The sequence below is a fragment of the Neomesorhizobium albiziae genome (assembly GCF_900114255.1).
Taxonomy (GTDB): Bacteria; Pseudomonadota; Alphaproteobacteria; order Rhizobiales; family Rhizobiaceae; genus Neomesorhizobium; species Neomesorhizobium albiziae.
Genome location: NZ_FOSL01000016.1, coordinates 86,008 through 108,212, shown reverse-complemented (window position 1 = coordinate 108,212; position 22,205 = coordinate 86,008). Strand labels below are relative to the sequence as shown.

General features: G+C 62.4%; 17 protein-coding genes and 1 pseudogene. 7 read left to right on the top strand and 11 right to left on the bottom strand.

Annotated elements, in window-relative coordinates; all coding sequences use genetic code 11:
- Positions 1–77 precede the first annotated feature (77 nt).
- A complete protein-coding gene (locus F3H98_RS21750) occupies positions 78–1,433 on the bottom strand; it encodes an NAD(P)-binding domain-containing protein (protein ID WP_149762423.1) in 1,356 nt (451 codons plus the stop codon).
- A 218-nt stretch (positions 1,434–1,651) separates the two neighbouring features.
- On the opposite strand from F3H98_RS21750, the gene F3H98_RS21745 reads away from it, so the two are divergent.
- Positions 1,652–4,018 carry a trimethylamine N-oxide demethylase gene (locus F3H98_RS21745; protein ID WP_280178020.1) on the top strand — a complete coding sequence of 789 codons (2,367 nt, stop codon included), beginning with the start codon at positions 1,652–1,654 and terminating at the stop codon, positions 4,016–4,018.
- A 50-nt stretch (positions 4,019–4,068) separates the two neighbouring features.
- On the opposite strand, the gene F3H98_RS21740 is transcribed toward F3H98_RS21745, so the two are convergent.
- Together F3H98_RS21740 and F3H98_RS21735 are read right to left on the bottom strand one after the other, a co-directional pair.
- The gene (locus tag F3H98_RS21740; RefSeq protein ID WP_149762421.1) at positions 4,069–5,082 is read right to left on the bottom strand and encodes an amino acid ABC transporter substrate-binding protein; all 1,014 of its coding nucleotides are present in this window, start codon (positions 5,080–5,082) and stop codon (positions 4,069–4,071) included.
- A 134-nt stretch (positions 5,083–5,216) separates the two neighbouring features.
- Positions 5,217–8,269: pseudogene (locus tag F3H98_RS21735) on the bottom strand (aminotransferase class III-fold pyridoxal phosphate-dependent enzyme).
- A 129-nt stretch (positions 8,270–8,398) separates the two neighbouring features.
- Between F3H98_RS21735 and F3H98_RS21730 the strand changes: the two are divergent.
- From F3H98_RS21730 to F3H98_RS21715, 4 genes are all read left to right on the top strand, one after another.
- The gene (locus F3H98_RS21730; RefSeq protein WP_149762420.1) at positions 8,399–8,836 is read left to right on the top strand and encodes an Lrp/AsnC family transcriptional regulator; all 438 of its coding nucleotides are present in this window, start codon (positions 8,399–8,401) and stop codon (positions 8,834–8,836) included.
- Positions 8,837–8,912: 76 nt separating this feature from the next.
- Positions 8,913–9,632, top strand: coding sequence for a fumarylacetoacetate hydrolase family protein (locus F3H98_RS21725; RefSeq protein ID WP_149762419.1), 720 nt, complete (start codon positions 8,913–8,915; stop codon positions 9,630–9,632).
- A gap of 156 nt (positions 9,633–9,788) precedes the next feature.
- Complete coding sequence (locus F3H98_RS21720) at positions 9,789–10,031, top strand: type II toxin-antitoxin system Phd/YefM family antitoxin (RefSeq protein WP_149762418.1); 243 nt, start codon at positions 9,789–9,791, stop codon at positions 10,029–10,031.
- Entirely contained in the window at positions 10,031–10,456 is a 426-nt protein-coding gene (locus F3H98_RS21715) for a type II toxin-antitoxin system VapC family toxin (RefSeq protein ID WP_149762417.1), read from the top strand. Before F3H98_RS21720 ends, F3H98_RS21715 begins: the two co-directional genes overlap by 1 nt.
- A 41-nt stretch (positions 10,457–10,497) precedes the next feature.
- Here F3H98_RS21715 and F3H98_RS21710 read toward each other — a convergent pair whose 3' ends face one another.
- Positions 10,498–10,746: a hypothetical protein gene (locus F3H98_RS21710; RefSeq protein WP_149762416.1), complete on the bottom strand. Its 249-nt coding sequence runs from the start codon at positions 10,744–10,746 to the stop codon at positions 10,498–10,500.
- A 249-nt stretch (positions 10,747–10,995) separates the two neighbouring features.
- On the opposite strand from F3H98_RS21710, the gene F3H98_RS21705 reads away from it, so the two are divergent.
- Positions 10,996–11,349 (top strand): hypothetical protein, encoded by a 354-nt coding sequence (locus F3H98_RS21705; protein WP_244621842.1) that lies wholly within the window; start codon positions 10,996–10,998, stop codon positions 11,347–11,349.
- A 211-nt stretch (positions 11,350–11,560) separates the two neighbouring features.
- On the opposite strand, the gene F3H98_RS21700 is transcribed toward F3H98_RS21705, so the two are convergent.
- Genes F3H98_RS21700 through F3H98_RS21675 form a run of 6 tightly spaced genes read right to left on the bottom strand, consistent with a single transcriptional unit; the run spans position 11,561 to position 18,408 of the window.
- On the bottom strand, positions 11,561–12,079 hold the full coding sequence (locus tag F3H98_RS21700) for a DUF995 domain-containing protein (protein WP_244621841.1): 519 nt from the start codon (positions 12,077–12,079) through the stop codon (positions 11,561–11,563).
- A 10-nt stretch (positions 12,080–12,089) separates the two neighbouring features.
- On the bottom strand, positions 12,090–13,043 hold the full coding sequence (locus F3H98_RS21695; RefSeq protein ID WP_149762444.1) for a glycoside hydrolase family 26 protein: 954 nt from the start codon (positions 13,041–13,043) through the stop codon (positions 12,090–12,092).
- Positions 13,044–13,094: 51 nt separating this feature from the next.
- On the bottom strand, positions 13,095–14,525 hold the full coding sequence (locus F3H98_RS21690; protein WP_149762415.1) for a UDP-glucose dehydrogenase family protein: 1,431 nt from the start codon (positions 14,523–14,525) through the stop codon (positions 13,095–13,097).
- Between the two features lie 33 nt (positions 14,526–14,558).
- Positions 14,559–16,397: a glycosyltransferase family 2 protein gene (locus tag F3H98_RS21685; RefSeq protein WP_149762414.1), complete on the bottom strand. Its 1,839-nt coding sequence runs from the start codon at positions 16,395–16,397 to the stop codon at positions 14,559–14,561.
- Positions 16,394–17,374 carry a UDP-glucose 4-epimerase GalE gene (gene galE / locus F3H98_RS21680; protein ID WP_149762413.1) on the bottom strand — a complete coding sequence of 327 codons (981 nt, stop codon included), beginning with the start codon at positions 17,372–17,374 and terminating at the stop codon, positions 16,394–16,396. The genes F3H98_RS21685 and galE overlap by 4 nt, the downstream gene beginning before the upstream one ends.
- Entirely contained in the window at positions 17,374–18,408 is a 1,035-nt protein-coding gene (locus F3H98_RS21675) for a UDP-glucuronic acid decarboxylase family protein (RefSeq protein WP_149762412.1), read from the bottom strand. The genes galE and F3H98_RS21675 overlap by 1 nt, the downstream gene beginning before the upstream one ends.
- Before the next feature lie 381 nt (positions 18,409–18,789).
- On the opposite strand from F3H98_RS21675, the gene F3H98_RS21670 reads away from it, so the two are divergent.
- Positions 18,790–19,935, top strand: a complete 1,146-nt coding sequence (locus F3H98_RS21670; RefSeq protein WP_149762411.1) for a helix-turn-helix domain-containing protein — start codon at positions 18,790–18,792, stop codon at positions 19,933–19,935.
- Between the two features lie 134 nt (positions 19,936–20,069).
- Here the strand turns inward: F3H98_RS21670 and F3H98_RS21665 are convergent, their stop codons facing one another.
- The gene (locus tag F3H98_RS21665; protein WP_149762410.1) at positions 20,070–22,133 is read right to left on the bottom strand and encodes a 3-hydroxyacyl-CoA dehydrogenase NAD-binding domain-containing protein; all 2,064 of its coding nucleotides are present in this window, start codon (positions 22,131–22,133) and stop codon (positions 20,070–20,072) included.
- Positions 22,134–22,205: the final 72 nt, after the last annotated feature.

The following is a 22,205-nucleotide window of genomic DNA, read 5'->3' as shown; positions in this document are numbered from 1 at the left end:
CGACACGCTCTCAGCCGCACAAAGAAACGGGCGCCGAATGGCGCCCGTTTCTTGGCTATTGCGGTAGGCCGGGAGGATCAGGCCACAAGCTCGGGACGGTTGAGGTAGGCATCGAGCGAATCGTCGAGCGCCTGCAGCCAGGGCGTGTGGTGTTTGGGCGCCATCGTTCCAGTCATGATCGACGCATAGCCGTGGTCGCGGAAACCCATGATGTTTTCCATCTTGTGGTGCTCCCACTCCATGAAGGTCTTGTTGACCCGCTCGATGTCGAAGCTCGGGTAGTCGGTCGCCTCGATCAGTTCCCTGGTGTAGTCGCCCTGGAACCAGATCATCTGCTCGGCGTCCTCCAGCGTCTCCTCGCGCTCGCGCCATTTCTGGCTGTCGGCGCGCATCGCCTCCTTCGACGGAAGCTTGATGCGGCCCAACATGACGTCGCGGGCGAACCAGGCCTGCGCGTCGAACATGTTGAAGGTGTAGAACTGATCCTGCATGCCGATAAAGAACAGCTTCGGATTGTTCTCCCACACGACCCCCTTGTAGAGATCGAGCGGCCACAGGCGGTTCGCCGTCTTCAGCCGCAGGTCCTCGGTCAGGAACGGGAAGTGGTGGAGATAGCCTGTGCACATGATGATGGCATCGACCTCCCGCGACGTGCCATCCTTGAAGTAGCAGGTCTTGTTTTCGACGCGCTGGAGAAGCGGCACTTCCTTCCAGTTTTCCGGCCACTTGAAGCCCATCGGCTTGCTGCGATAGCTCGTGGTGATCGAGCGCGCGCCGTATTTGTAGCACTGCGAGCCGATGTCCTCGGCGGAGTAGCTGCGGCCGATGATCAGGATGTCCTTGCCCTTGAACTCTAGGGCGTCGCGGAAGTCATGCGAATGCATGACGCGGCCGTTGAATTTGGCGATGCCTTCGAAATAGGGAACGTTGGGCGTCGAGAAGTGGCCGGACGCCACCACCACATTGTCGAATTCCTCGGAATAGACCACGTCGTTGGAGCGGTCATGGACCGTCACGGTGAATTTACCGGTGTCTTCGGAATAGCTTACCCAGCGGACCGGGCTGTTGAAGCGCACCCACTTGCGCACATCGGCCTTCTCGACACGCCCTTTGATATAGTCCCACAGAACTTCGCGCGGCGGGTAGGACGCAATTGGCCGGCCGAAATGCTCCTCGAAGGTGTAGTCGGCGAATTCGAGGCATTCCTTCGGGCCGTTCGACCAGAGATACCGATACATGCTGCCGTGGACGGGATCGCCATGTTCGTCAACACCCGTGCGCCAGGTGTAGTTCCAGAGGCCACCCCAGTCGGCCTGTTTTTCGAAGCAGACGATTTCGGGGATGTCGGCTCCCTTCTGAGCCGCGGATTGAAAAGCCCTAAGCTGCGCAAGGCCAGATGGTCCGGCCCCGATCACGGCGACGCGGGATTTCATGTGCTCCTCCTTTTTAGTTGTCCCCTACGAAAATAATTTCACTGCAATGATAGGTACGGCAGTACGAAACTGTCAACAGCTTGTTGAACGGTGAGCACGTCTTACCCGTAATGCGAGCGCCGTCAGCCGACCGAGACTTGTTTTCCGCCTCGCATTTGAATATCATAAGGGTGAAATAATTTTACCACAGGCAAACATTACTGTTGGCGAGGTTCATGATGCAGCCAGCCTATCCCGACATCGCCTTGGGACCGCCGCGGCCAAGCGTGATCCTGCGGCCAAAACCGCTGGCGGCGTCGGCGGGCATCGAGCGCTACCAGGTGGCGGGTGGAGGCGCCGTGCTTGTGGAGATCGAGGCCGGCGACAGGCTCGCCATTGGCAATCTTGAAGGCGGCCAGCCTTGCGAACTGGTGGCTTTCGACAGATCGGGAAAAAGTGACCCCGGCATTCTGGGTACAAACGGTAACAGCGATGCCGCCGGCCTGAAGGCGTTGCTGCTCGATGGCGATGCCAGCCTGCGCAGCTTTCGCGCCGGCATGGAGCGGCGCAAGCTTTCACTCGCCAAAGCTCAGGGCATACGCTTCTTCGACGGTTCCACACCGACCGGTACGGAGGAGAGTTTTGCAGTAACACGCGACGGGGTGCTGGTCGTTGCCGCCCCCGGCGCACCGATGCAGGTCGACGGGCAGGACACGACAACGCCGCTGGTGCTGACAGTCAAGCGGGCGACGATCCGTCTTGGGCAAAAATCCGATCTTCCCGACCCGCTTGCCGACCCGGTGCTTGACGTGCGCGTTCATTCGCGGACGGCGGAGGCCTATTTCGTCAAGGCTGGCGACTATATCCAGATCATAGACGTCGACGGTCGCCAGTGCACCGACTTCCAGTGCTTCTCCGCGCGCAAGCTCGACAAGGGCCGCGACCTGCCACTCGACGTCACCGCGACGCGATCACTGATGGGCGCCAGCTACCCGATGCCCGGCCTGCATTCCAAGTATTATGACCAGGATTTCGAGCCGCTGGTCGAGGTGGTGCAGGACACCTGCGGGCGCCACGACGCCTTCGCACTTGCCTGCTACGCCAAATACTACGACGACATCGGCTATCCCGGCCACGTCAACTGCTCGGAGAATTTCAACGCCGCGCTGGCCGACCGTGGCGTCAATCCACGTGGCGGCTGGATGGCAGTCAACTTCTTCTTCAACACCGGCATCGACGCCCATGGCGTCATGTACTCCGATGAACCGTGGTCACGACCGGGAGACTATGTGCTTTTGCGCGCGCTGACCGACATCGTCTGCGTGTCGTCCGCCTGCCCGGACGACACCACGCCAGCCAACGGCTGGAACCTCACAGACATTCACGTCCGGACCTATTCCGGGCAGCACAAGTTTTCGCGTGCCATCGCCAGAAGAACGACACCGGATGCAGAGCCAAAAATGACCCGCGAGACCGCCTTCCACTCAAGCTTCGCCAAACACACCCGCGACTTCATCGAATACAAGGGCTATTGGCTGGCCAATTCCTTTGCCAAGGAAGGGCCACTGCAGGAATACTGGGCCTGCCGCGAGGCAGCGGTGGTGATGGACCTTTCGGCGCTGCGCAAATTCGAGGTTACCGGCCCGGATTCCGAGGCGCTGCTACAATACACGCTGACGCGCGACGTCAAGAAGCTGGGCGTCGGCCAGGTCGTCTACACGGCGATGTGCTACGAGCATGGCGGCATGATCGACGATGGCACCTTGCTGCGCCTCGGCAAGGACAATTTCCGCTGGATCGGCGGCGACGATTACTCCGGCGTGTGGCTGCGCGAGACGGCCGAAAAACTCGGGCTGAAGGTGCTGGTGCGCTCCTCGACCGACCAGATGCACAACATCGCCGTGCAAGGTCCGAAGAGCCGGGACATCCTCACGGAAATAATCTGGACCTCGCCGGTCCAGCCGTCCATCGCCGAACTCGAATGGTTCCGTTTCGCCGTCGCCCGCATCGGCGATGCGCAAGGCGTGCCGATCGTGGTTTCGCGAACCGGCTATACCGGCGAACTCGGCTACGAAATCTGGTGCCATCCGCGCGATGCCGAAAAGGTCTTCGACGCGGTCTGGGAAGCCGGCCAGCCGCACGGGCTGAAGCCGATGGGAATGGCCGCGCTCGACATGGTCCGCATCGAGGCCGGGCTGATCTTCGCTGGCTACGAATTCTCCGACCAGACCGACCCGTTCGAGGCCGGCATCGGCTTCACCGTGCCGCTGAAAACCAAGACCGACGATTTCATCGGGCGCGAAGCGCTGATCCGGCGCAAGGACAATCCGCTGCGCAAGCTCGTCGGCCTCGACATCGACGCCAACGTGGCGGTCGGCCATGGCGATTGCGTGCATGTCGGTCGCGCCCAGATCGGCGAGGTCACATCGAGCATGCGCTCGCCGGTGCTGAACAAGAACATTGCCTTGGCGCGGCTCGATGTCGCCCATGCCGCGGTCGGCACCGAGGTCGAGATCGGCAAGCTCGACGGCCACCAGAAGCGGCTGCCCGCCCGCGTGGTTCCCTTCGCCCACTACGATCCGAAAAAGGAACGGCCGAGATCCTGACGCACTTGTAAAGGGATGGTCGCCGACCGTGGCGACCATCCCTGTCGTTCTCAGCGCAGCGGCGGCGCGTACATTAGTCCACCGGCGTTCCACAGCGCATTGATGCCGCGGTCGATCTTCAGTTCGCTCGACTGGCCGAGGTTGCGGTCGAAAACCTCACCGAAATTGCCGACCTTCGAGACAATGTTGTAGGCGAAGCGCGGATCGAGACCGAGTTGTTGGCCGTTGTCGCCCTCCGCGCCGAGGAAGCGCCGGACAACCGGATTGGCCGAGGTTAGCCCGGCTTCCGCCGTCGCCTGCGTAACCCCGAGTTCTTCGGCCTCGAGCAGCGCAAACAGCGTCCAGCGCACGATGTTGAACCATTTGTCGTCGCCCTGGCGGACGGCAGGTCCAAGCGGTTCCTTGGAGATGATCTCCGGCAGCACGGTGTAAGCGGCCGGTTCGGCGAGCCGCAAGCGTTGTGCGTAAAGCGCCGAGGCATCAGTGGTGTAGACGTCGCAACGGCCGCTGTCGAAAGCCTTCACGATGCCTTCGGCGGAATCGATGACCACCGTCTCGTATTTGAGGTTGTTGGCGCCGAAATAGTCGGCAACGTTCTGCTCGGTTGTCGTGCCCTGCTCGGCGCAGACCGTGGCGCCCGAAAGCTTGAGCGCGCTGTCGACGCCGAGATCCTTGCGCACCATGAAACCCTGGCCGTCATAATAGGCCGTTCCGACGAAATGGATGCCGAGGCCGCTGTCACGCGACAAGGTCCAGGTCGTCTGGCGCGACAAAAGGTCGACGGTGCCTGTCTGCAGCGCGGTGAACCGGTCCTTGGTGGAAAGCGGCACGTAGCTCACCCTTTCCGGGTCGCCGAATACGGCGGCCGCCACGGCGCGGCAGATGTCGATGTCGAAGCCCTTCCACCTGCCCTGGTCATCGGGGGCTGAGAAGCCGGCGACGCCCTGGCTGACGCCGCAGGTCACGGTGCCGCGCTGCTTGACGATATCGAGCGTGTCGGCCGCAGCCGGCGCGGCCATGATCATGCCGGCGAGCAGAAGTGTCGATGCAAACATATGTTTCATATCATTCCTCCCTTGATGTTTCCTCTTAGAGCAAAGCTTCTCCCTGCCGCCGGCGCCACTGCGCCGGAAGCCATTGAAATCTTTCATTTTTCAATTCCTGCCGCACACCGCGCCGAGCGGCGTGCAGGCCTGCTTCAAGCCTCTTCCGCCAGCACCGCCGCAAAGGTTTCGTCGAGAACGCCGACCAGATGATCGGCATTGGCCCGGCTGAAGATCATCGGCGGGCGCATCTTGAGCACATTGTCGTGCGGCCCTTCGGTGCCGATCAGCACACCACGCGCCCGCGCACCATCGTTGACGCGGCGCGCGAAAGCGGTCGCCGGCGCTTTGGTCTTGCGGTCCTCGACCAGTTCGATGCCGAGGAACAGGCCTTGGCCACGCACGTCGCCGATCACGTCATAACGCGCCTGCAGTTGCCGGAAGCGCTGGACCAGGTAGGCGCCGATCTCGGCTGCGTTCTCCCGCAAGCGGTCGCGCTCGATGACGTCGAGCACCGCCAGCCCCGCGGCACAGGACACCGGATTGCCGCCGAAGGTGTTGAAATATTCCATGCCGTTGTCGAACGACGCCGCGATCTCGCGCGTTGTCACCAGGGCGGCCATCGGATGGCCGTTGCCGATCGGCTTGCCCATTGTGACGATATCAGGGGTCACATCTTGCGTTTCGAACGCCCACCAATGGCTGCCGACGCGACCGAAACCGACCTGCACCTCGTCGGCGGCGCAGATGCCACCGGCGGCTCGCACCATGGCGTAGACTTCTTTCATGTAGCCGTCGGGCAAAAAGACCTGGCCGGCGACGCTCGGAATGGATTCGGCGAGGAACAAGCCGGGCGCACGGCCCGCTTTCGCCATCGCCGCGATCTGCTCGGCGACGCTCGCCGCAAAACGTTTGGCATGTTCTTCGGCCGGCCATTCGGCTGGCGCCCGGTAGCTGTTCGGAATGGTCGCCTCGAACACATGGTCGGGCCGGCCTTTTCCGCCCTTGCGCTTGTACTTGTAGGGGCTGAGGTCGATCAGTTCCTGCGTCGTGCCGTGATAACCCCAGTCGAGCACGATGGCTTCGCTGCGCCCGGTATGGGTGCGGGCCATGCGCAGCATCAGCGAATTGGCCTCGCTGCCCGAGCAGGCAAAGGATGCCACCGACAGGCCGTCCGGCAGCGTCGCCGTCAGCCGCTCGGCATAGGTGACGATGGCGTCGTGCAGATAACGCGTGTTGGTGTTGAGCTTTGCAGCCTGGCAGGCGATTGCCTCGACCACGTCCGGATGGGCATGGCCGAGATGGCAGACATTGTTGAAACAATCGAGATAGGCGCGGCCGCGGTCGTCGATCAGCCAGGCGCCCTCGCCGCGCACGAACTTGATCGGCTCCGAATAGGAGATCGACAGGTTGGGCAGCAGCAACGCCTTGCGCGCGGCGACGATCTCGGACGCGTGCGGCCGGTCTGGACAAAGGTTTCCGGCGGGATTCCGGCCAGGTCGGCAGCGTCCGGAAACAGCGCGCGCCAGACATCGAGGTAGCGCGCTTCGCCGACGCCGAGAATATCGCGGGCCGCAAGCTGCGGGTCGGCGGAAATCTGGAAATGCAGATGTGGCGCCCAGCCGCCATTCTCGGCGGGCACGCCCATTTCGCCGACAAGCGCGCCGGCTGCCAGGCGCTCACCCGGTTTCAGCCGCGCCGCCGCCTCGTGCGCCAAATGGCCCCATAGAGTCACGAAGGGCGGGCAGCCCTCCGGAGCATGGTCAAGCGCTACCAGGCAGCCGTAACCCAGTGGATCCTCCTCGATCTCGACACTTTTCACGGTGGCGTCGAGCGGCGTGTAGAGTTTCGTGCCGGCCGGCATGAACAGGTCGAGGCCAAGATGATGGACGCGACGCGCACCCTCGACGAAGCGCGACCAGAAGATGTCTGAGGTATAGACCGTGCGCTCCTCACCCCAGGGTCCGATGCCGAGCGCGATGCCGTGCTGCGCACAATGCGCATCCCACCAGGCCGTAGCCTTCTCCGGCTGCTGGCCTGCCGATGACACTGTCATCGGATGGGTGGGATCGCCATAGGGCACTATGGCTTTGGCAAGCGTTGCCGGATGGCGGTCGAGGATGGGCGCGAATTCCTTGCGATTGTCCCCGATCCAGCCGGCAATGGCGCTTGCTCCCGGCACGGCATCGAAGCCGCAGGCATGGCGCAGGATCGCGGTGGCGAAGCGCCGGTTCATCCTGTCCAGGCGGCGCAACAGCCGCCACGCCGGCGCCTCGCTGATGGCGAGATAGGGATTGTCGCTGGTCTTTTCCTTGCGCACGGCCGACAGGGACACGCTGATGACCAGACGCATGGCGATCAGGTCAAAAAGGAGATCGACCTCTTCCTCACGCAGCGGATATTCGGCATGGAAGCCGGCGGCAAGGCGGGCAGCCGCACCGATCGGATCCTCGGCATCGAGGGTCGCATAGGCGCAAGCCACAGCCACCTCCGCAATCAGCGGCGAATAGAGCGCATCGCCGAAATCGATCAGGCCGGTGACGCGTTGTTCATCATCCGGATCGACCAGAACGTTCCAATCGTTGGCATCGTTGTGGATGACCTGCGCGCGCAAGCCAGAGAGGCGAGGCGCGACGGCGGCGTCGAAATGATCGAGCATACGCACCAGCAGCGCACGGTCGTCGGCGTCATGGATATGGTGGAGCCTGGCACGCGCATCGCCGCCACGCCGGATGTCCCAATCAAAGCTGCGCAGTGCGCCGGGATGGATAAAACCCTGCAGCGCGCGGTCGAGCCGGCCAAGGGCGGCGCCGAGGCTTTCAGCCTGCTCCAGTGTACGCTGCGTTTCCGCCAAAGGCTGACCGGGCAACCACGAGACGAGACGCAGTGCATGGTCTTCGCCGGCGGCACCCGTGGCATGGGCAAGCGGCATATCGCGGAGCGTTTTCTGCAGCCGGGGCACGGTGAGACCAGGCGCGATGCGCGCCAGGTGCTCCAGCAGCGCGGTCTGGAATTCGCTTTCGCCCGCAGGCTCGCTGGCGTTGACGATCTTCAGGATCCACTCGTCCTTGTCCGTCGACAGCCTGAAGTTCTGGTCGCGCTCGCTGTCGAGCGGACTGACTTCTCCCGCGACGCCAAAATGGTTCACGGCAAGCGCTTTTGCCTCAGCCGGGGAAAATTGGGGCGCGGGATGGGTCACGTCGGTCATAGGCATTCCGAATTTGCTGTCTGGAAGCTTGGCACGGGGCGAAAAATCGGGCATCCGGCAAAGCGCCGGTTACACCGCCACTTTGACTGCATTGACCGGCATTTTAACGGAGCGGGAAAGAGACCGGCCATGAAGGAGCTCGACGCCAAGGACCGGGACATCCTCGGCATCCTGTCGAAGGAGGCACGCATCCCGCTAAAGACGCTTGCCGGTCGCATCGGTTTGTCGCGCAGCGCCACCAGCGAGCGGGTCGCTGCGCTGGAAAAGAGCGGCGTCATCCGCGGCTACCGCGCCGATATCGGCCAGATGGACAAGGGACTTGTCGTGGCCTTCCTGCTCGTGACGCTGGAACGAACGCCATCTATCGGCGTGCTTGACCAGCTTGCGCGCTATCCGGAAGTCAGGCGGGTATCATCGGTGAGCGGCCAGCTGGATTTGATCGTCGAGGTGGAGGTTCCGTCCATCGATCGGCTGAACACGCTGCGCGACCTCATCGCGACGCAGCCGAGCGTGCAGGATCTGACGACGGTGATCGTGCTGCGGCGAGACATCGAACGCATCGACTGACTTCCACAGGACGGCTGGCGTCGCGCCGCTGCAAATGGCAGATCGGTCAAATCCAGATACCATCAAGGAGATTCAGATGACCGCATTCCCCCCTCACGAGGGCGCTCCCGGCGATTTCGTCGTGGCCGCGCCTCCTTTGACCACCGTCCCGGTGACCGGAAGCACACAGCTTTTTCCTGTGCGCCGGGTGTATTGCGTGGGCCGGAATTACGAAGCGCACGCCGTCGAAATGGGTCACGACCCGTCGCTGGAGCCGCCGTTCTTCTTCCAGAAGAATCCCGACAACATCCTGCCCGCTGGTTCGGATTTTCCCTACCCGTCCAAATCCAGTGACGTGCATTTCGAGGTGGAGTTGGTGATTGCCGTCGGCAAGGGCGGCTCGGAAATTCCCGTCGGCGAAGCGTTGGACCACGTTTTCGGCTATGGCGTTGGCCTGGACATGACACGCCGCGACCTGCAGGCCGAGGCGAAGGAGCTCCGGCGTCCCTGGGAAATCGGCAAGGCGTTCGAGAAATCAGCGCCGTGCAGCGGCATCGTTCCGGCATCGCGCATTGGCCATCCATCGAGCGGCGAAATCCAGCTTTCGGTGGGCGGCAAGCGCCGCCAGACCGGCGACCTCAACCAGATGATCTGGAAGACGCCGGAAATCATTGCCTATCTGTCGGGGCTGTTCACCCTGGCGCCGGGCGATCTGATCTTCTCGGGCACGCCTTCGGGTGTCGGCGCAATCGAACGGGGCGAGGTCATGCAGGCCTCCATCGAGGGCGTGGCCGAGCTGACGGTGCGAGTCGTCTGAACATTGCGCGGGTGCAAGACGATCCCGATTTGCAGCCGATCACCTCGCCCGCACGATGCGGAATTGCATCCTGCGATATCGCTCCCGCAAGCCGGTTCGACTAGAATTCCGCACCGGCATGCGTTATATGACCATCTACATGGTCAGGAACATGGCATGAGCGCGGTCAATCTGGCAGACGCCAAGGCACATCTGAGCGAACTCGTTGACCGGGTCGAGGCGGGCGATTCGATCGATATCACCCGTCGCGGCAAACCGGTTGCCCGACTCACAACCGTCGCCCGGCCGCGCAAACCGATCGATGCGATGCAGCTTCAGTCTCTCACCGCGACCATGCCGCTACAGCCGCAGGATGCCGCCGATCTGGTGAGATCAATGCGGGACGGCGACCGCTTCTGATGCTCTACCTGGACACGTCGTTGATCGTTGCGGCGCTTTCCAATGAAATCGCAACAGCGCGAGCGCAAAGCTGGCTGGCGGCGCAGGACCCGGAACAGCTTCTGGTCAGTGACTGGACCATCACCGAAATATCCTCGGCCATGGCGATCAAGCTGCGGGCCGGGCAGATCACGCTGGAGCAGCGCGCGGCATCGCTCGCGATGTTCAACAAGCTGGTTGCCGAGAGTTTCACTGTTCTGCCCGTGACCGGAAGGCATTTTCGATCGGCAGCGACATTTGTCGATCAACACAGGCTTGGGCTTCGCGCGGGTGATGCGTTACACCTAGCCGTTGCAGCGGAGCATGGCGCCACAGTCCACACACTCGACCTGCGGCTGGCCGAAGCCGGTCCCATGCTCGGCATACCCACACAGTTGCTGGCTTGACGACGCTTGCCGCGCCCTTCGGCCAACACGCATCGCGGCGTTCAGCCCGCGGCTTTCCGAATTTCGGCTTGGGCTTCCCGATCCAGCAAGAATTCGACATCGACCCGACGCACCGGGATTTCGCGTAACGGTTCGGGGGCATCCCCGCTTGCCGCGGTGGCGGTGCAAATTTCCAGCGCTTCATCGCGGCTGTATCGGCCAGCGTTTTCGATGCGCCAAACATAACCCCAGCGGCGTGGCCCCCGCCAGGCGCGGTGCTCGTTCGACCAGATCAGATAGTCGTCCCCCAACGTGGCCCCCTCTTTGCACCCTGACAGAGCGGGCGCGATCCTGTTTCCCCAAACCGTAGGATATTCTCTAACAAGCTCGCGTAAAGGCCGAATTGAGGCAATCGGAAAAGTTGTAGCGAATTAGTTGGAAAAACCCGCCTCCGGATCGAACAGAGCTAAATATTGCTTCAAATTTTCGCAATCGGCTTAAAGGGATAGTGCAGTCCTGCATGTTACTTCCACGAACAAGGAAAAAAGTGGGGGTTTCAAATGACAAAAAAACGTTCCAGTGCAAATCCGGGCAACGTCGAGGTCAGATCGGCCGGTGTTTTTCGGGCAGCTCTTCCCCTTTCATTGACGGCTCTTGCGATGCTGGTTGCCGGGTGCACCGCGCAGCCCCAGACCATCAAGACGGCGGCGTTGACAACGTTCGCCTCGACCTACTCCCTGACGATAAATCGTCCGCTCAAGCCGACGGTCAATCGAGCCGTCCCGGTTGTAAATCGAGCCCTTAAAGCCGAGCCACCGGCCCGGACGGTGAAAGCCACCTACCTGGGCAGGGCGCCCTACATCTGCACGCCAAGCGGCTTCGGGCAAAAATCCGGCTGTTTCCTGAGAGGGTAACAGCCGAGAGGTCCGCGCTGCAGGCCTTTGACATAGGGCGGCGCTGACCAGGCAACGCTGCTTTCGCATTGCAAATTTAGGCATTGGCCCGAAAACCTTTCCCGATCTTCGGGCCAATGCGCTAGCCGTTCGGTCGCCCCCCGCGCGAAGACCGGCGGCGCACCGGCGCGCAGCAACCCCATGCCCGTGCTGCTCGACCGGCGATCCATGTTCAGCTCTTTTCCGAAAGGCGTGCTTTGACCATCCCGAAGCGCTTGCCGACATAGTCACCCTTGCGAAGCTTGGCGTATTCGTCGCCCTGCTTCACCGCAGCGTGCTTGAACAGGTACCACTCGCCATCTGGCTCGCGCTTCTGGTAGACGTTGCCGCCCTTCACGCGATGACTGAAGCAGGTAACGGCCGGGGCGCTGCCGCTTTGGGCTGTCCAGGTAGCTTTGAAGCAGAGCTTGCCTGCATTGGGAATAAACCACCGGCCCTCGCCGTAGGAGGCCGTCTTGCCGCTGCCGGTCCAGGATCTGAACTGGCGCTGCTTCGGGGAAAAGTAGCCGGCGCCGTCGCTCCAGAGCCAGGACCTGCCCTGATAGAGCTGGAACAGTTCGTTCGCCGGGAGCGGCACGCCGAACTGCGCGGTGACGTCCTTGTTTTTCGCGGTGGCGGCTCCGGCGCCTGTTGCGGCAATGCAGCCGACCATCACGGAACCGGCGAGCAGTGACAGAAAAATCTTCGACATTTTCTTCTCCTTAGTTTGTAGCAACAGATTTCACGCGCCAGTCCGGAAGACCGTAGTTGTCCGGCCACGGATAGACTTCGCGGTCGTTGAAGTAGACGACGGCGGTGAGTTTCGGGAATTGAGGGTGCGGCTGGGCTGCGGTCTCAGCCCAGTTCTTCACGTAGTTCTGGTCGCCTTCGTAGCCGAGCTCGGCGACCATAACCGGCTTGCCGAACTTTTCGGCCAGGCGATAGCGAGGTTCGAGGGTCTCGACGAAGGTTTGATCCTTGCCGAATTTGTCCCTGTCATACTGCTGGAGACCGAAGAGCGACAGGCCGACGATGTCGACGAAACCGTCACCGGGATAGAAGTCGACAAGGGACGGATTGCCTTTCGGCGACCACATGTATTTTGCGGTGGTGTTGTGCTTGCGGCACTCCGTAACCGCCCGCTGGTAGGCATGGATGTAGCCTTCCGGCGACCATTTTGCCCAGGTAAACTGGTTGTCTGTTTCGTCCATCTCCTGCGCCCAGCGGATGATGACCGGGCTCTTGAGGCCTGCCGCGGCGGTGCAGATGGCGTCCATGTTGGCGTCGTACTTGCCCGCATAGATGCCCTGCAGAAGCTGATCCGCCGTCAGCCGCCAGTCGACCGACCATGACCACGGCTCGACCGTGATCAGCAGAGTGCGGCCGCGCTGCAGGGCATATTCATCGGCCAGCGCCAGCGAGGACAGGTCGACGTCTTCCCAGGGCAGGAAGAGATGTTCGTATTTGACGGTGGTGTCGTTGGTGTAGTCGCCATGCGGATCATAGGCCCCAACGTCTATCGACGCGGGGGTGACAACTGGACGCTTGTCGTCGATCTGGCTTGACGTATCCGGGTTCGCGGCCGGCAGGCCACGGGGCAGGCTGGCGGCAAGGACGGCTCCCGACAACGCCAAAACTGCGGTCGAAAAGACGGCGGCTTTTGAAATTTTACTCATCACAGGCATGTTTACAGCTCCTCTTGAGGCTCAAAGCGGAGAGAACAGGAATTATTGTCTGGGTTCGGAAGGCAGCAGTTTGCCACGGTCGGCTCTGGCATCGACGAGGCTTCGAACCGGCGACGCAAAACGCGGATCCGCCTCAGACAGCGATTTTCCCGTTCGAAGCTCGGGCTCGCTCGGCCGTCCGATGCTCGACACGCTAAAGCCCGCTGCCCGCGCCGCGCCGCGCGCGAACGCGTTGCGCAGGTCGATCAGATTGCTGGATCGCACCAGGCTCTTCAGGCGAACGAGGTCGAGCTGGCGGATGCTCTCCCACTCGGTGACGACCACGATCGCATCAGCATCCCGCACGCATTCATAGGGATCCTCGAAAAACGCGACATTCTCCAGGATCCGAGAAGCGTTGCTCATTCCCACGGGATCATGCGCCCGCACCGTTGCGCCGAAGCGCTGCAGCGTCTCGATGAGCGAAACCGAAGGAGCATCGCGCATGTCGTCGGTATCGGGCTTGAACGTCAGGCCGAGCACCGCAATCGTCAGGCCATCGACATCGCCTCCAATCGCATCGACAACCTTGAGCGCCATTTTCCTCTTGCGCGCCTCGTTGGACGACACGGTCTCCTCGACGATGCGCAGGGTAACGCCAAAGTCCTGGGCCGTTCGAAGCAGCGCAAGCGTGTCCTTGGGAAAGCACGAGCCGCCATATCCCGGCCCGGCATTCAGAAAGGCCCTGCCGATCCGGTGATCGAGCCCCACGCCGAGCGCCAGTTCGCTCACATCGGTGCCCACACGCTCGCAGAGATCGGCCAGTTCGTTGATGAACATGATCTTGGTGGCGAGAAAGGCATTCGAGGCATATTTGATGAGCTCGGCCGACCGCCTCTTGGTCATCACCACCGGGGTGCTGCCGTCGGAGAACGGCTCATAAAGCGCGGCCATCACCGCCTCGGTGCGCTCGTCCTCGACGCCGATCACAACGCGATCGGGAAACAGGAAATCGTCGATTGCAGAGCCCTCACGGAGAAATTCAGGGTTCGAGGCCACTGACACGTCGCCCGCCGGGCGGACGGCATCGATGATCTTCTGAACGGCGTCGCAGGTGCCAACCGGTACGGTCGATTTCACGACGACGACAGCCGGGCCGGAGAGGGCATGGGCGATTTCCTTCGCCGCCATGTGAACGAAGGAAAGATCGGCGTCTCCGTGCCCGGCGCGCGGCGGTGTGCCAACCGCGATAAGGACGACATCGACGTTCCTCACCGCCTCGGAGAGGTTGGTGGTGAAGGACAGCCGGCCAGCTTTCTGGTTGCGGGCGACCAGCGTCTCAAGCCCGGGTTCGTAGATCGGTATCCTGCCTTTTGACAGCTGCATGATCTTTTCCACGTTTTTGTCGACGCAGATCACCTCGTTGCCCCACTCGGCAAAGCATGTTCCGCTCACGAGGCCGACGTAACCTGTTCCAATCACTGCAATTTTCATATTCTTAGCGCTCCTGCGCCCACGGTTCGTTGGTTAAAGACTTTCCGGTATCCAGCGGGGGTTGAACCTGGCCTTGCGAAGCTCGTCGCGTCCAAGTCCGGCTCCAGCCGCGGAATAGCGGTATTCGATGAGGCTTAGGCGGCCGGCTCCCCATCCGAGTGATTCTATGCCGTCGATGCCGCGCTCGGCGGTCGCGACACCCGGCAGCACGATGAGACCAAGCAGGCTTGCGGCCATCGCCGACCGGTAGGAGCGGCGCGCCGCCCTGACGGTGTTTTCGCGAGCATGCTGGACCACGATCACCAGCATCAGGATCGCGTAGAGCAAGGCATTCACGATGGCGAAGACGTAGAAGCCACCCGCCTCGCCCGCCTCGCCGATCAGCAGCACGGGCAGAATCGAACCCAGCGACAACAGGCCATAGGGAGCCAGCACCCTCGCCGGGAGCGGATCGACCTGCGAACTGCCTTTCGGCGTGATGCGGAAATCGACGAACGACCCGGTCAGCCAGTCGCGGATGGCGGCAGCCGTTCCGGCCAGCGCCCAGGGCCAGCGCGCGAAGAGAAAGAGCGTGGCTTCCCAGCTCAGGATCTTCGCATCGAACGGCCGGAACGAGCCACTCGCCCGCCAACGATATGCCATCACGATCAGGATCGTCGACAGCGGCACGAAATGCACGAGGAAGTCGGCATAGGTGACGTTGGCGAAGCTCTCCCCGCGCACCAGCGCGATGACAGGCATCACGAACATCAGCGCCATGAAGAAGGAGAACAGCGGATACCAGAGCTGCGAGAAAAGGAACTGGAACTTCAGCCTCCCAGGCAGGCTCGGAACGTATTTCGGCGAATACTGCAGAAGCAGCATCACCAGGCTGCGCGACCACTGGAATTCCTGGGTGACGAGATCGGTGAAGGTGCGCGGGCCGTCGCCGGAGGCAATCGCATCCACGGCATGGACGCCGCGCCAGCCGAACGAATTCATCATCAGGGTGGTCGAGTGATCTTCGGCCAGTTCAGGCCCCAGGCCGCCGATCTGCTTCAGCGCCTCGGTGCGAACTGCATAATGGGAGCCGATGCAGAGCGGGGCCAGCCCGCCGTTATAGCCTGCCTGAAGCGAGCCATGCATGCTGGCCTCGGCATAGAGCCGTCCGCGCGCCGACCAGCTTTCGGCGGCATTGCGGTCGCAGATGCTGGGCGCCGACACATAGCCGACCGCCGGATCGGCGAAAGGCAGCAGCATGTTAAGGAGATAGTCTTTCTGCGGAACGTGATCGGCATCCAGCTGGACGACGAAATCGTAGCCTTCGTAACCATAGTGATCGTAGAAATAGGCAAGGTTGCCTTCCTTGCAGCGCGTACGGCGCGGCCAGGTCGCCTGGTGATAGGCGGCGTTGCCCTTGCGGGTGGAAAGGAACACGCCGTTTCTGCGGCACCATTCCACGGTCGCGGCATCGGGATCCTCGTCGGCAAGCCAGGTGTCGTGCGGCACGTCCTGCGCAAGCATGGCAGTCAGGGTCTCGGCGACGATGGAAAAGGGTTCCGACGGCGCCTTGGTGACGACCATCGCCACACGGCTTTTGCGCGGCAGGCGCAATGGGCCGGCCGGCTTGCGAGCGCGCAGGAAGATCGTCAGGAAATAGCCGGGCAGGAAGGTGATCCAGACCAGGGTGAGGCTGACGGTGACATAACCGAACATGCCGACGACATGCGCTGGCTGCAGCCACCAGGCCCAGAAATAGGCGAGCGCCGCAACCCAGACGGCCGCTGCCACCAGGTATTCGGCGCGCTGGGCACGTGTCAGCAACGTGACGGTTGTCGGTTCCGGTATCTCCGGGCCGAAAGCATCGGCTGTGGTGGCGGCCACGTAGGTCATGCCACGGCCTCCAGTCCGAAGAACGGAGCTGCGGTGCGCACGATGGTGTCCAGGTCGGAATATCGGGGTGAGAAGCCGAGCACGGTTTTCGCGAGGCCAGCATCGGCGTAGAGCGCCGCCGGATCGCCCGGCCGCCGCCGGTGAGACTGCACCGGCACTTCGCGTCCGGTGACCCGGGCTATGGCTTGCAGCACGTCCCGTATCGAGGCCCCCGCCCCGGTTCCGAGATTGATCGCCATATTCTTGCCGCCCTCGGCAAGGTGGCGGAATGCGAGCACGTGCGCGCTGGCCAGATCCGAAACGTGCACGTAGTCGCGCACGCAGGTTCCGTCAGCCGTCTCGTAGTCGCTGCCGAAGACCTGCAGATGCGGGATAGTGCCCCCCGCCGCCTGAAGGGCTCTCGGAATGAGGTGCGTCTCCGGATCGTGCCATTCTCCAAGCTCGCCTTCCGGATCGGCGCCGCAAGCGTTGAAATAGCGCAGTGCAACGTAGCGCAGGCCATAGGCCGCCGCGTAGTCGCTCAGCATATGTTCGGCGATGAGCTTGGTGCGTCCATAGGGATTGATTGGCTGCTGCGGCGTCGCCTCATCGATCGGCAGGGTGCCGGGCACGCCATAGGTCGCGCAGCTCGACGAGAAGATGATCTTGCCGACGTTGGCGGTGCGGCAGGCGTCCAGAACCGAGAGGGTGCCGGTGACATTGTTCCTGTAATATTTCGCCGGATCTTCCACCGATTCCCCGACATAGGCCGAGGCGGCGAAATGGATCACCGCATCGGGCCGATACTGCGCAAGCGTCGCAGTCAGATGCGCGGTGTCTAGAATGTCGCCTTCCACGAAGGGCCCCCAGCGAACAGACGTTCGATGACCGGTGACCAGATTGTCGTAGACAATCGGTTCGATGCCTTCGCGGCTAAGCAATTTTGCGGTGTGGCTGCCGATATAACCGGCGCCGCCCGTCACGAGGACCGTGGACATCAGGCCGTCTCCGCCAGATCCTGGCACTCGAGCGTCAACAGACGATCGAAGTAGCGAATGGTTTCCTTCAGGCCCTCCGCGAGGGGTACTTTGGGCTGCCAGTCGAGGTCGCGAGCCGCTATCGCGATGTCGGGGCGGCGCTGACGCGGATCGTCGATGGGCAAGGCCAGGTTCACTATCTTCGAGCGCGAGCCGGTGAGATCGATCACCTGCCGTGCCAGTTCGCCGATGGTGAATTCACCGGGATTGCCGAGATTAACCGGGCCAGTGACCGACTTCGGCGCGTTCATCAGCCGCACGAAGCCATCGATCAGATCGTCGACGAAGCAGAACGAGCGGGTCTGCGATCCGTCACCATAGATGGTGATGTCGTCGCCCTTCAGCGCCTGGACGATGAAGTTGGACACGACGCGCCCATCCTCGGGCCGCATGCGCGGTCCGTAGGTGTTGAAGATGCGGACGACCTTGATCTCGACGCCGTAGCGGCGATGGTAATCGAAGAACAGCGTTTCGGCGCAACGCTTGCCCTCGTCATAGCAGGAACGCGGGCCGATCGGATTGACGTTGCCCCAATAGGATTCTGGCTGCGGATGGACATGCGGGTCGCCATAGACTTCCGATGTGGAGGCCTGGAAAATCTTGATGTTGCGCTGCTTTGCCAGCTCGAGCAGGTTCAGCGCGCCGAGCACGTTGGTCTTCGTGGTGTGGACCGGGTCTGCCTGGTAATCCGGCGGCGACGCCGGGCAGGCAAGGTTGTAGATCTCGTCCACCTCGGCTGCGAAGGGCTCGACCACGTCATGGCGAACCAGCGTGAACGCCGGGTTGCGCAGCAGATGACTGATGTTGCGGGTGTGACCCGTCGCGAAGCTGTCGAGGCACAGCACCTGATGGCCTTCTGCGAGCAGCCTTTCGCACAAGTGCGAGCCGAGGAACCCGGCGCCACCGGTTACCAGGATGCGGCGAGACGGCCGGCGCAACACACGGACATCGCTCGAAGATGAAATGGAACGTTGGGTCGAAGGCGCGTTGTTCATGGACGTGACCAATCTTCAGGCAAAGTCATGAAACCTTGCTCGATGTTTCATTTATTCAAAGTAATGAAATCCACACCCGAGGGTGTATTTTCTATTTCATTACAACCCTGCTAGATACGAAGAGACATTCACGTTTATGTCTTCAAATAATCTCTTCGAGGTTGGGCTTTGTATAAACGCCGATCCCGCGGGTTGTCGTTATCATCGCGTCCGGAAACTTGTCTCGCGATACATATCTTTACGTCACGATGGGTGATTTCGTCGATTTTTTCGGCGATTTAACCGTGCGAAGGCCAACCGTACTCATCGGCGGATGACTTGCTATTATGCGCGGCAAGCAACACTATCGGCGATCGTGGGGGGTGCCGTGTCGGAGCATCGATGGCACCCAGGCAGTCGGATGATGCGGACGAACCGAAGCCGCAGAAGGACGTCGAGCGGCGGCGGTGGCCACGTTCTGACCTGCGCGATGAAGCTTCGAAGCCCCCGTCTCCACCGGGGCTTGAGCCGATTGTTTTCTCCACGCGTCAGTTGCCGGCCGAGCAACAGCTTTCGAGTTGGCAGACCTTGGTGGACCTGCTTGTTTCGGTCAGGCTGCCGGACGATAAGACCCCGACCGATGGTTTTCCCGCCGACCACACCGCCTGGAATTTCGGTGGCATGCTGCTCGTCCAGCAAAGCGTTCCTGCCCACAGCTACATGCGGTCAGCCGAACGGCTGCGCGCCAGCGCGATCGACCATTGGTGCCTGGTCCTGCCCCGCAGCGGGCGCACATGGACCGAGGTCGAAGGACGCGTCGCGGAAGGGGGTCCGGGCCTGGTCGAATTCAGGTCTCTCGGCCACCCCTTTCGCGGGCGGGCCACCGAATCCGAAAGCATCAACCTCTATCTTCCCCGGGAGCGCTTTGCCCGTTTTGCCGCGGCCCTCGACGCGCGCAACAACACGGTGTTGTCGGGCAATTTCGCTGATCTGCTGACCGACTTCGTCGCCGGCATCATGGAAAGGCAGCAAACCCTCGCCGCGGAAGATCTGCCGCGCATCGTTCAGGCGATCAGCGATCTGCTCATCGCCGGCCTTGCTCCGTCTGGGGACGGCGGCGGAGTTCCCGTCCAGATGACAAACCTGGCGCTTATGGAACGCGCCCGGCAATATATTCACAGCAATCTCAACGTCGCCGATCTGGCGCCAGACGATCTGGCGCGGGGGCTTGGCATTTCACGCACGCGCCTCTACCAGATGTTCGAGCCGAGCGGTGGCGTTCTCCATTACATCCAGAAGCGGCGGCTGATAGCCGCGCACGAGGCGCTGGGCGATTCGACGGACAGCCGGCGCATCATCGACATTGCGGAATCGTGCGGCTTTAAATCGGCGGCGAATTTCAGCCGCGCATTCACCAAGGAGTTCGGCTACAGCCCGCGCGAGGCGCGCAACGCCCTGGCGTCCCGTCGCCTGGCCGAGGCCAGACCGCGAGCGCCGCAAGGCAAGACCTCTTCCTTCGAAAATTGGCTCAAAACGCTCGGCGCGTGAAAATCGCCGGTTTCGGCTTACGCGGCGACGCGGCTATCAACGCGTCGAGCCAAGCGCTCCTGCAAAGCGAAGCAAGGCCAAAAAATAAACGCCGGCGAACGAACGGCCAGCCTTCCAGAACGCCCGCTACCTGCCTATTGTTGAGACAGGTCAAAACCGCCGCGTTTGGCGGCGGCTCGCAGGAACGCGCCCGGCGGCTCCGCGAGGCCATCCGCGGACAAGCGCTCCAGGATCGCGGCCACCTCTTCCAGCCCGCGCGCTTCGGCATAATGCATCGGTCCGCCGCGCCAGCGTGGAAAACCGTAACCGTGGATCTTGACGAGGTCGATGTCGGCAGCCCGCTTGGCGATACCCTCCCCCAGAATCTTCGACGCCTCGTTGATCATCGGCAGCACAATGGCGTCCGCGATCTCGGCAGCGCTCCATTGTCGCGACAAGGACAATGCAGCCGCATCGGCGACGATGGCCGCGACCGCCGGCGAAGGCTGCGGCGTGCGGTCGCCGGGAGAATAGTCATACCATCCGCCCCCGGACTTCTGGCCGAGGCGACCCATGTCCACGAGACGATCCGCTACCGGAGCGAACGGCGTTTCGCCTCTCGCACGCGCCGCCTTGCGCTGGAATGCGGCAATGTCGAGGCCACCCAGGTCCTGCGCCTCGAACGGTCCCATCGGCATGCCAAACGAACGCATTGCGCCATCGACTTCGCGCGGCGTTGCGCCGGACAGAATGAGACGCTCCGCCTGGGCGCGCGTCACCTTCAGGATGCGATTGCCGATGAACCCGTCGCAAATGCCCGCGACAACCGGGATCTTGGCGAGGCGGCGCGCCAAAGCGAGCCCGGTCGCCACGATTTCGTCAGCCGTTTCGGCGGCTGGAACGATCTCAAGAAGCTTCATGACGTTGGCCGGGCTGAAGAAATGCAGCCCTATCATGCGCTCAGGGTTCGTCACCGCCTCGGCAATCGCGTTTGGATCGAGATATGAAGTGTTGGTGGCCAGCACCGCATCCGGCCGGCAAGCCCCGGAAAGCGACCTGAAGACGGCGCGCTTGACCTCGATATCCTCAAAGACCGCTTCGATGACGAGATCGACATCCACAAGCCTGGCATAGTCGGTCGTGCCTGAAACACCCGCCATGCGGGCTTGCGCCGCCTCCGGCGTCAGGCCGCCGCGTTTCGTCGCCGCCTCGAAGATGGCGCCGACATTGGCGAGCCCGCGTTCCAGCGCCGCCTGGTCCCGCTCCACAAGGATGACGGGCAGACCGGCATTCCTCAGCGCCGCGGCAATACCCGCGCCCATCGTGCCGCCTCCGATCACCGCCGAGGTCTCTATCTGGCGCGGTGCGGCATCGTCATATTCCGGCGGCTTGTGTGCAGAGCGCTCGGCGAAGAAGACATAACGCAATGCACGCGCCTGCTCGCTGTCGCGCAAATCCAGAAAGGTCCGCCTTTCGAAGGCCATGGCCTCGTCGAACCCCTGCTCCGTCGCCCTGCGCAGGCTTTCGAGTGCCCTCAGTGGCGCAATTTCGCCACGCGCACGCTTGCCGATCCTTGCCTTCTGTTCATCCCAGAAATCGGCCGGCGCTTCGGATGCGGGGCGATCACAAAGGATGGTTGGCCACGGCTTGCTGAGCGCATCGATCAGAAACGCGACAGCTTTCTCGCGGAGATTTTGACCCAGCATGGCGTCGATCAAGCCAATATCCCTGGCCGCGGCGGCGCCGATCTGCCGGCCGGCGGCGGCCAGTTCGATCGCTTCCTTCGCATCCACAAGTCGCGGCAGGCGTACCGTGCCGCCTGCACCCGGAATGATGCCGAGCGTCACTTCCGGCAGGCCGAACCTTGCGGTCTCCTCGGCCACGCGCCAGCGGCATCCGAGCGCCACTTCCAATCCGCCGCCGAGTGCTGCTCCGTGGATCGCCGCCAGCCATGGCTTGGCCGCCCGTTCGATGCGCGCAATGACGTCCGGGAGGCGCGGCGCCTGCGGCGGCTTGCCGAATTCCGAGATGTCGGCGCCTGCAATGAACGTGCGCCCCGCGCAAAGCAGTACGACGCCACGCACGCGGGGATCGGCATCCAGCGCAACGGCGGCATCCAGCAAGCCCTGCCGTATCGCCTGGCTGAGCGCGTTTACCGGCGGGTTGTCGACCGTCACGACGGCAATGCCGTCGCTTTGCGTTTCGATGCGAACTGCCATCCTACCCATCCCCAGAAGCGGTTTCTGTTTGTCGGCTGTCATGTGCCCGCGAAAGGCCGACCGTGCCGGTTT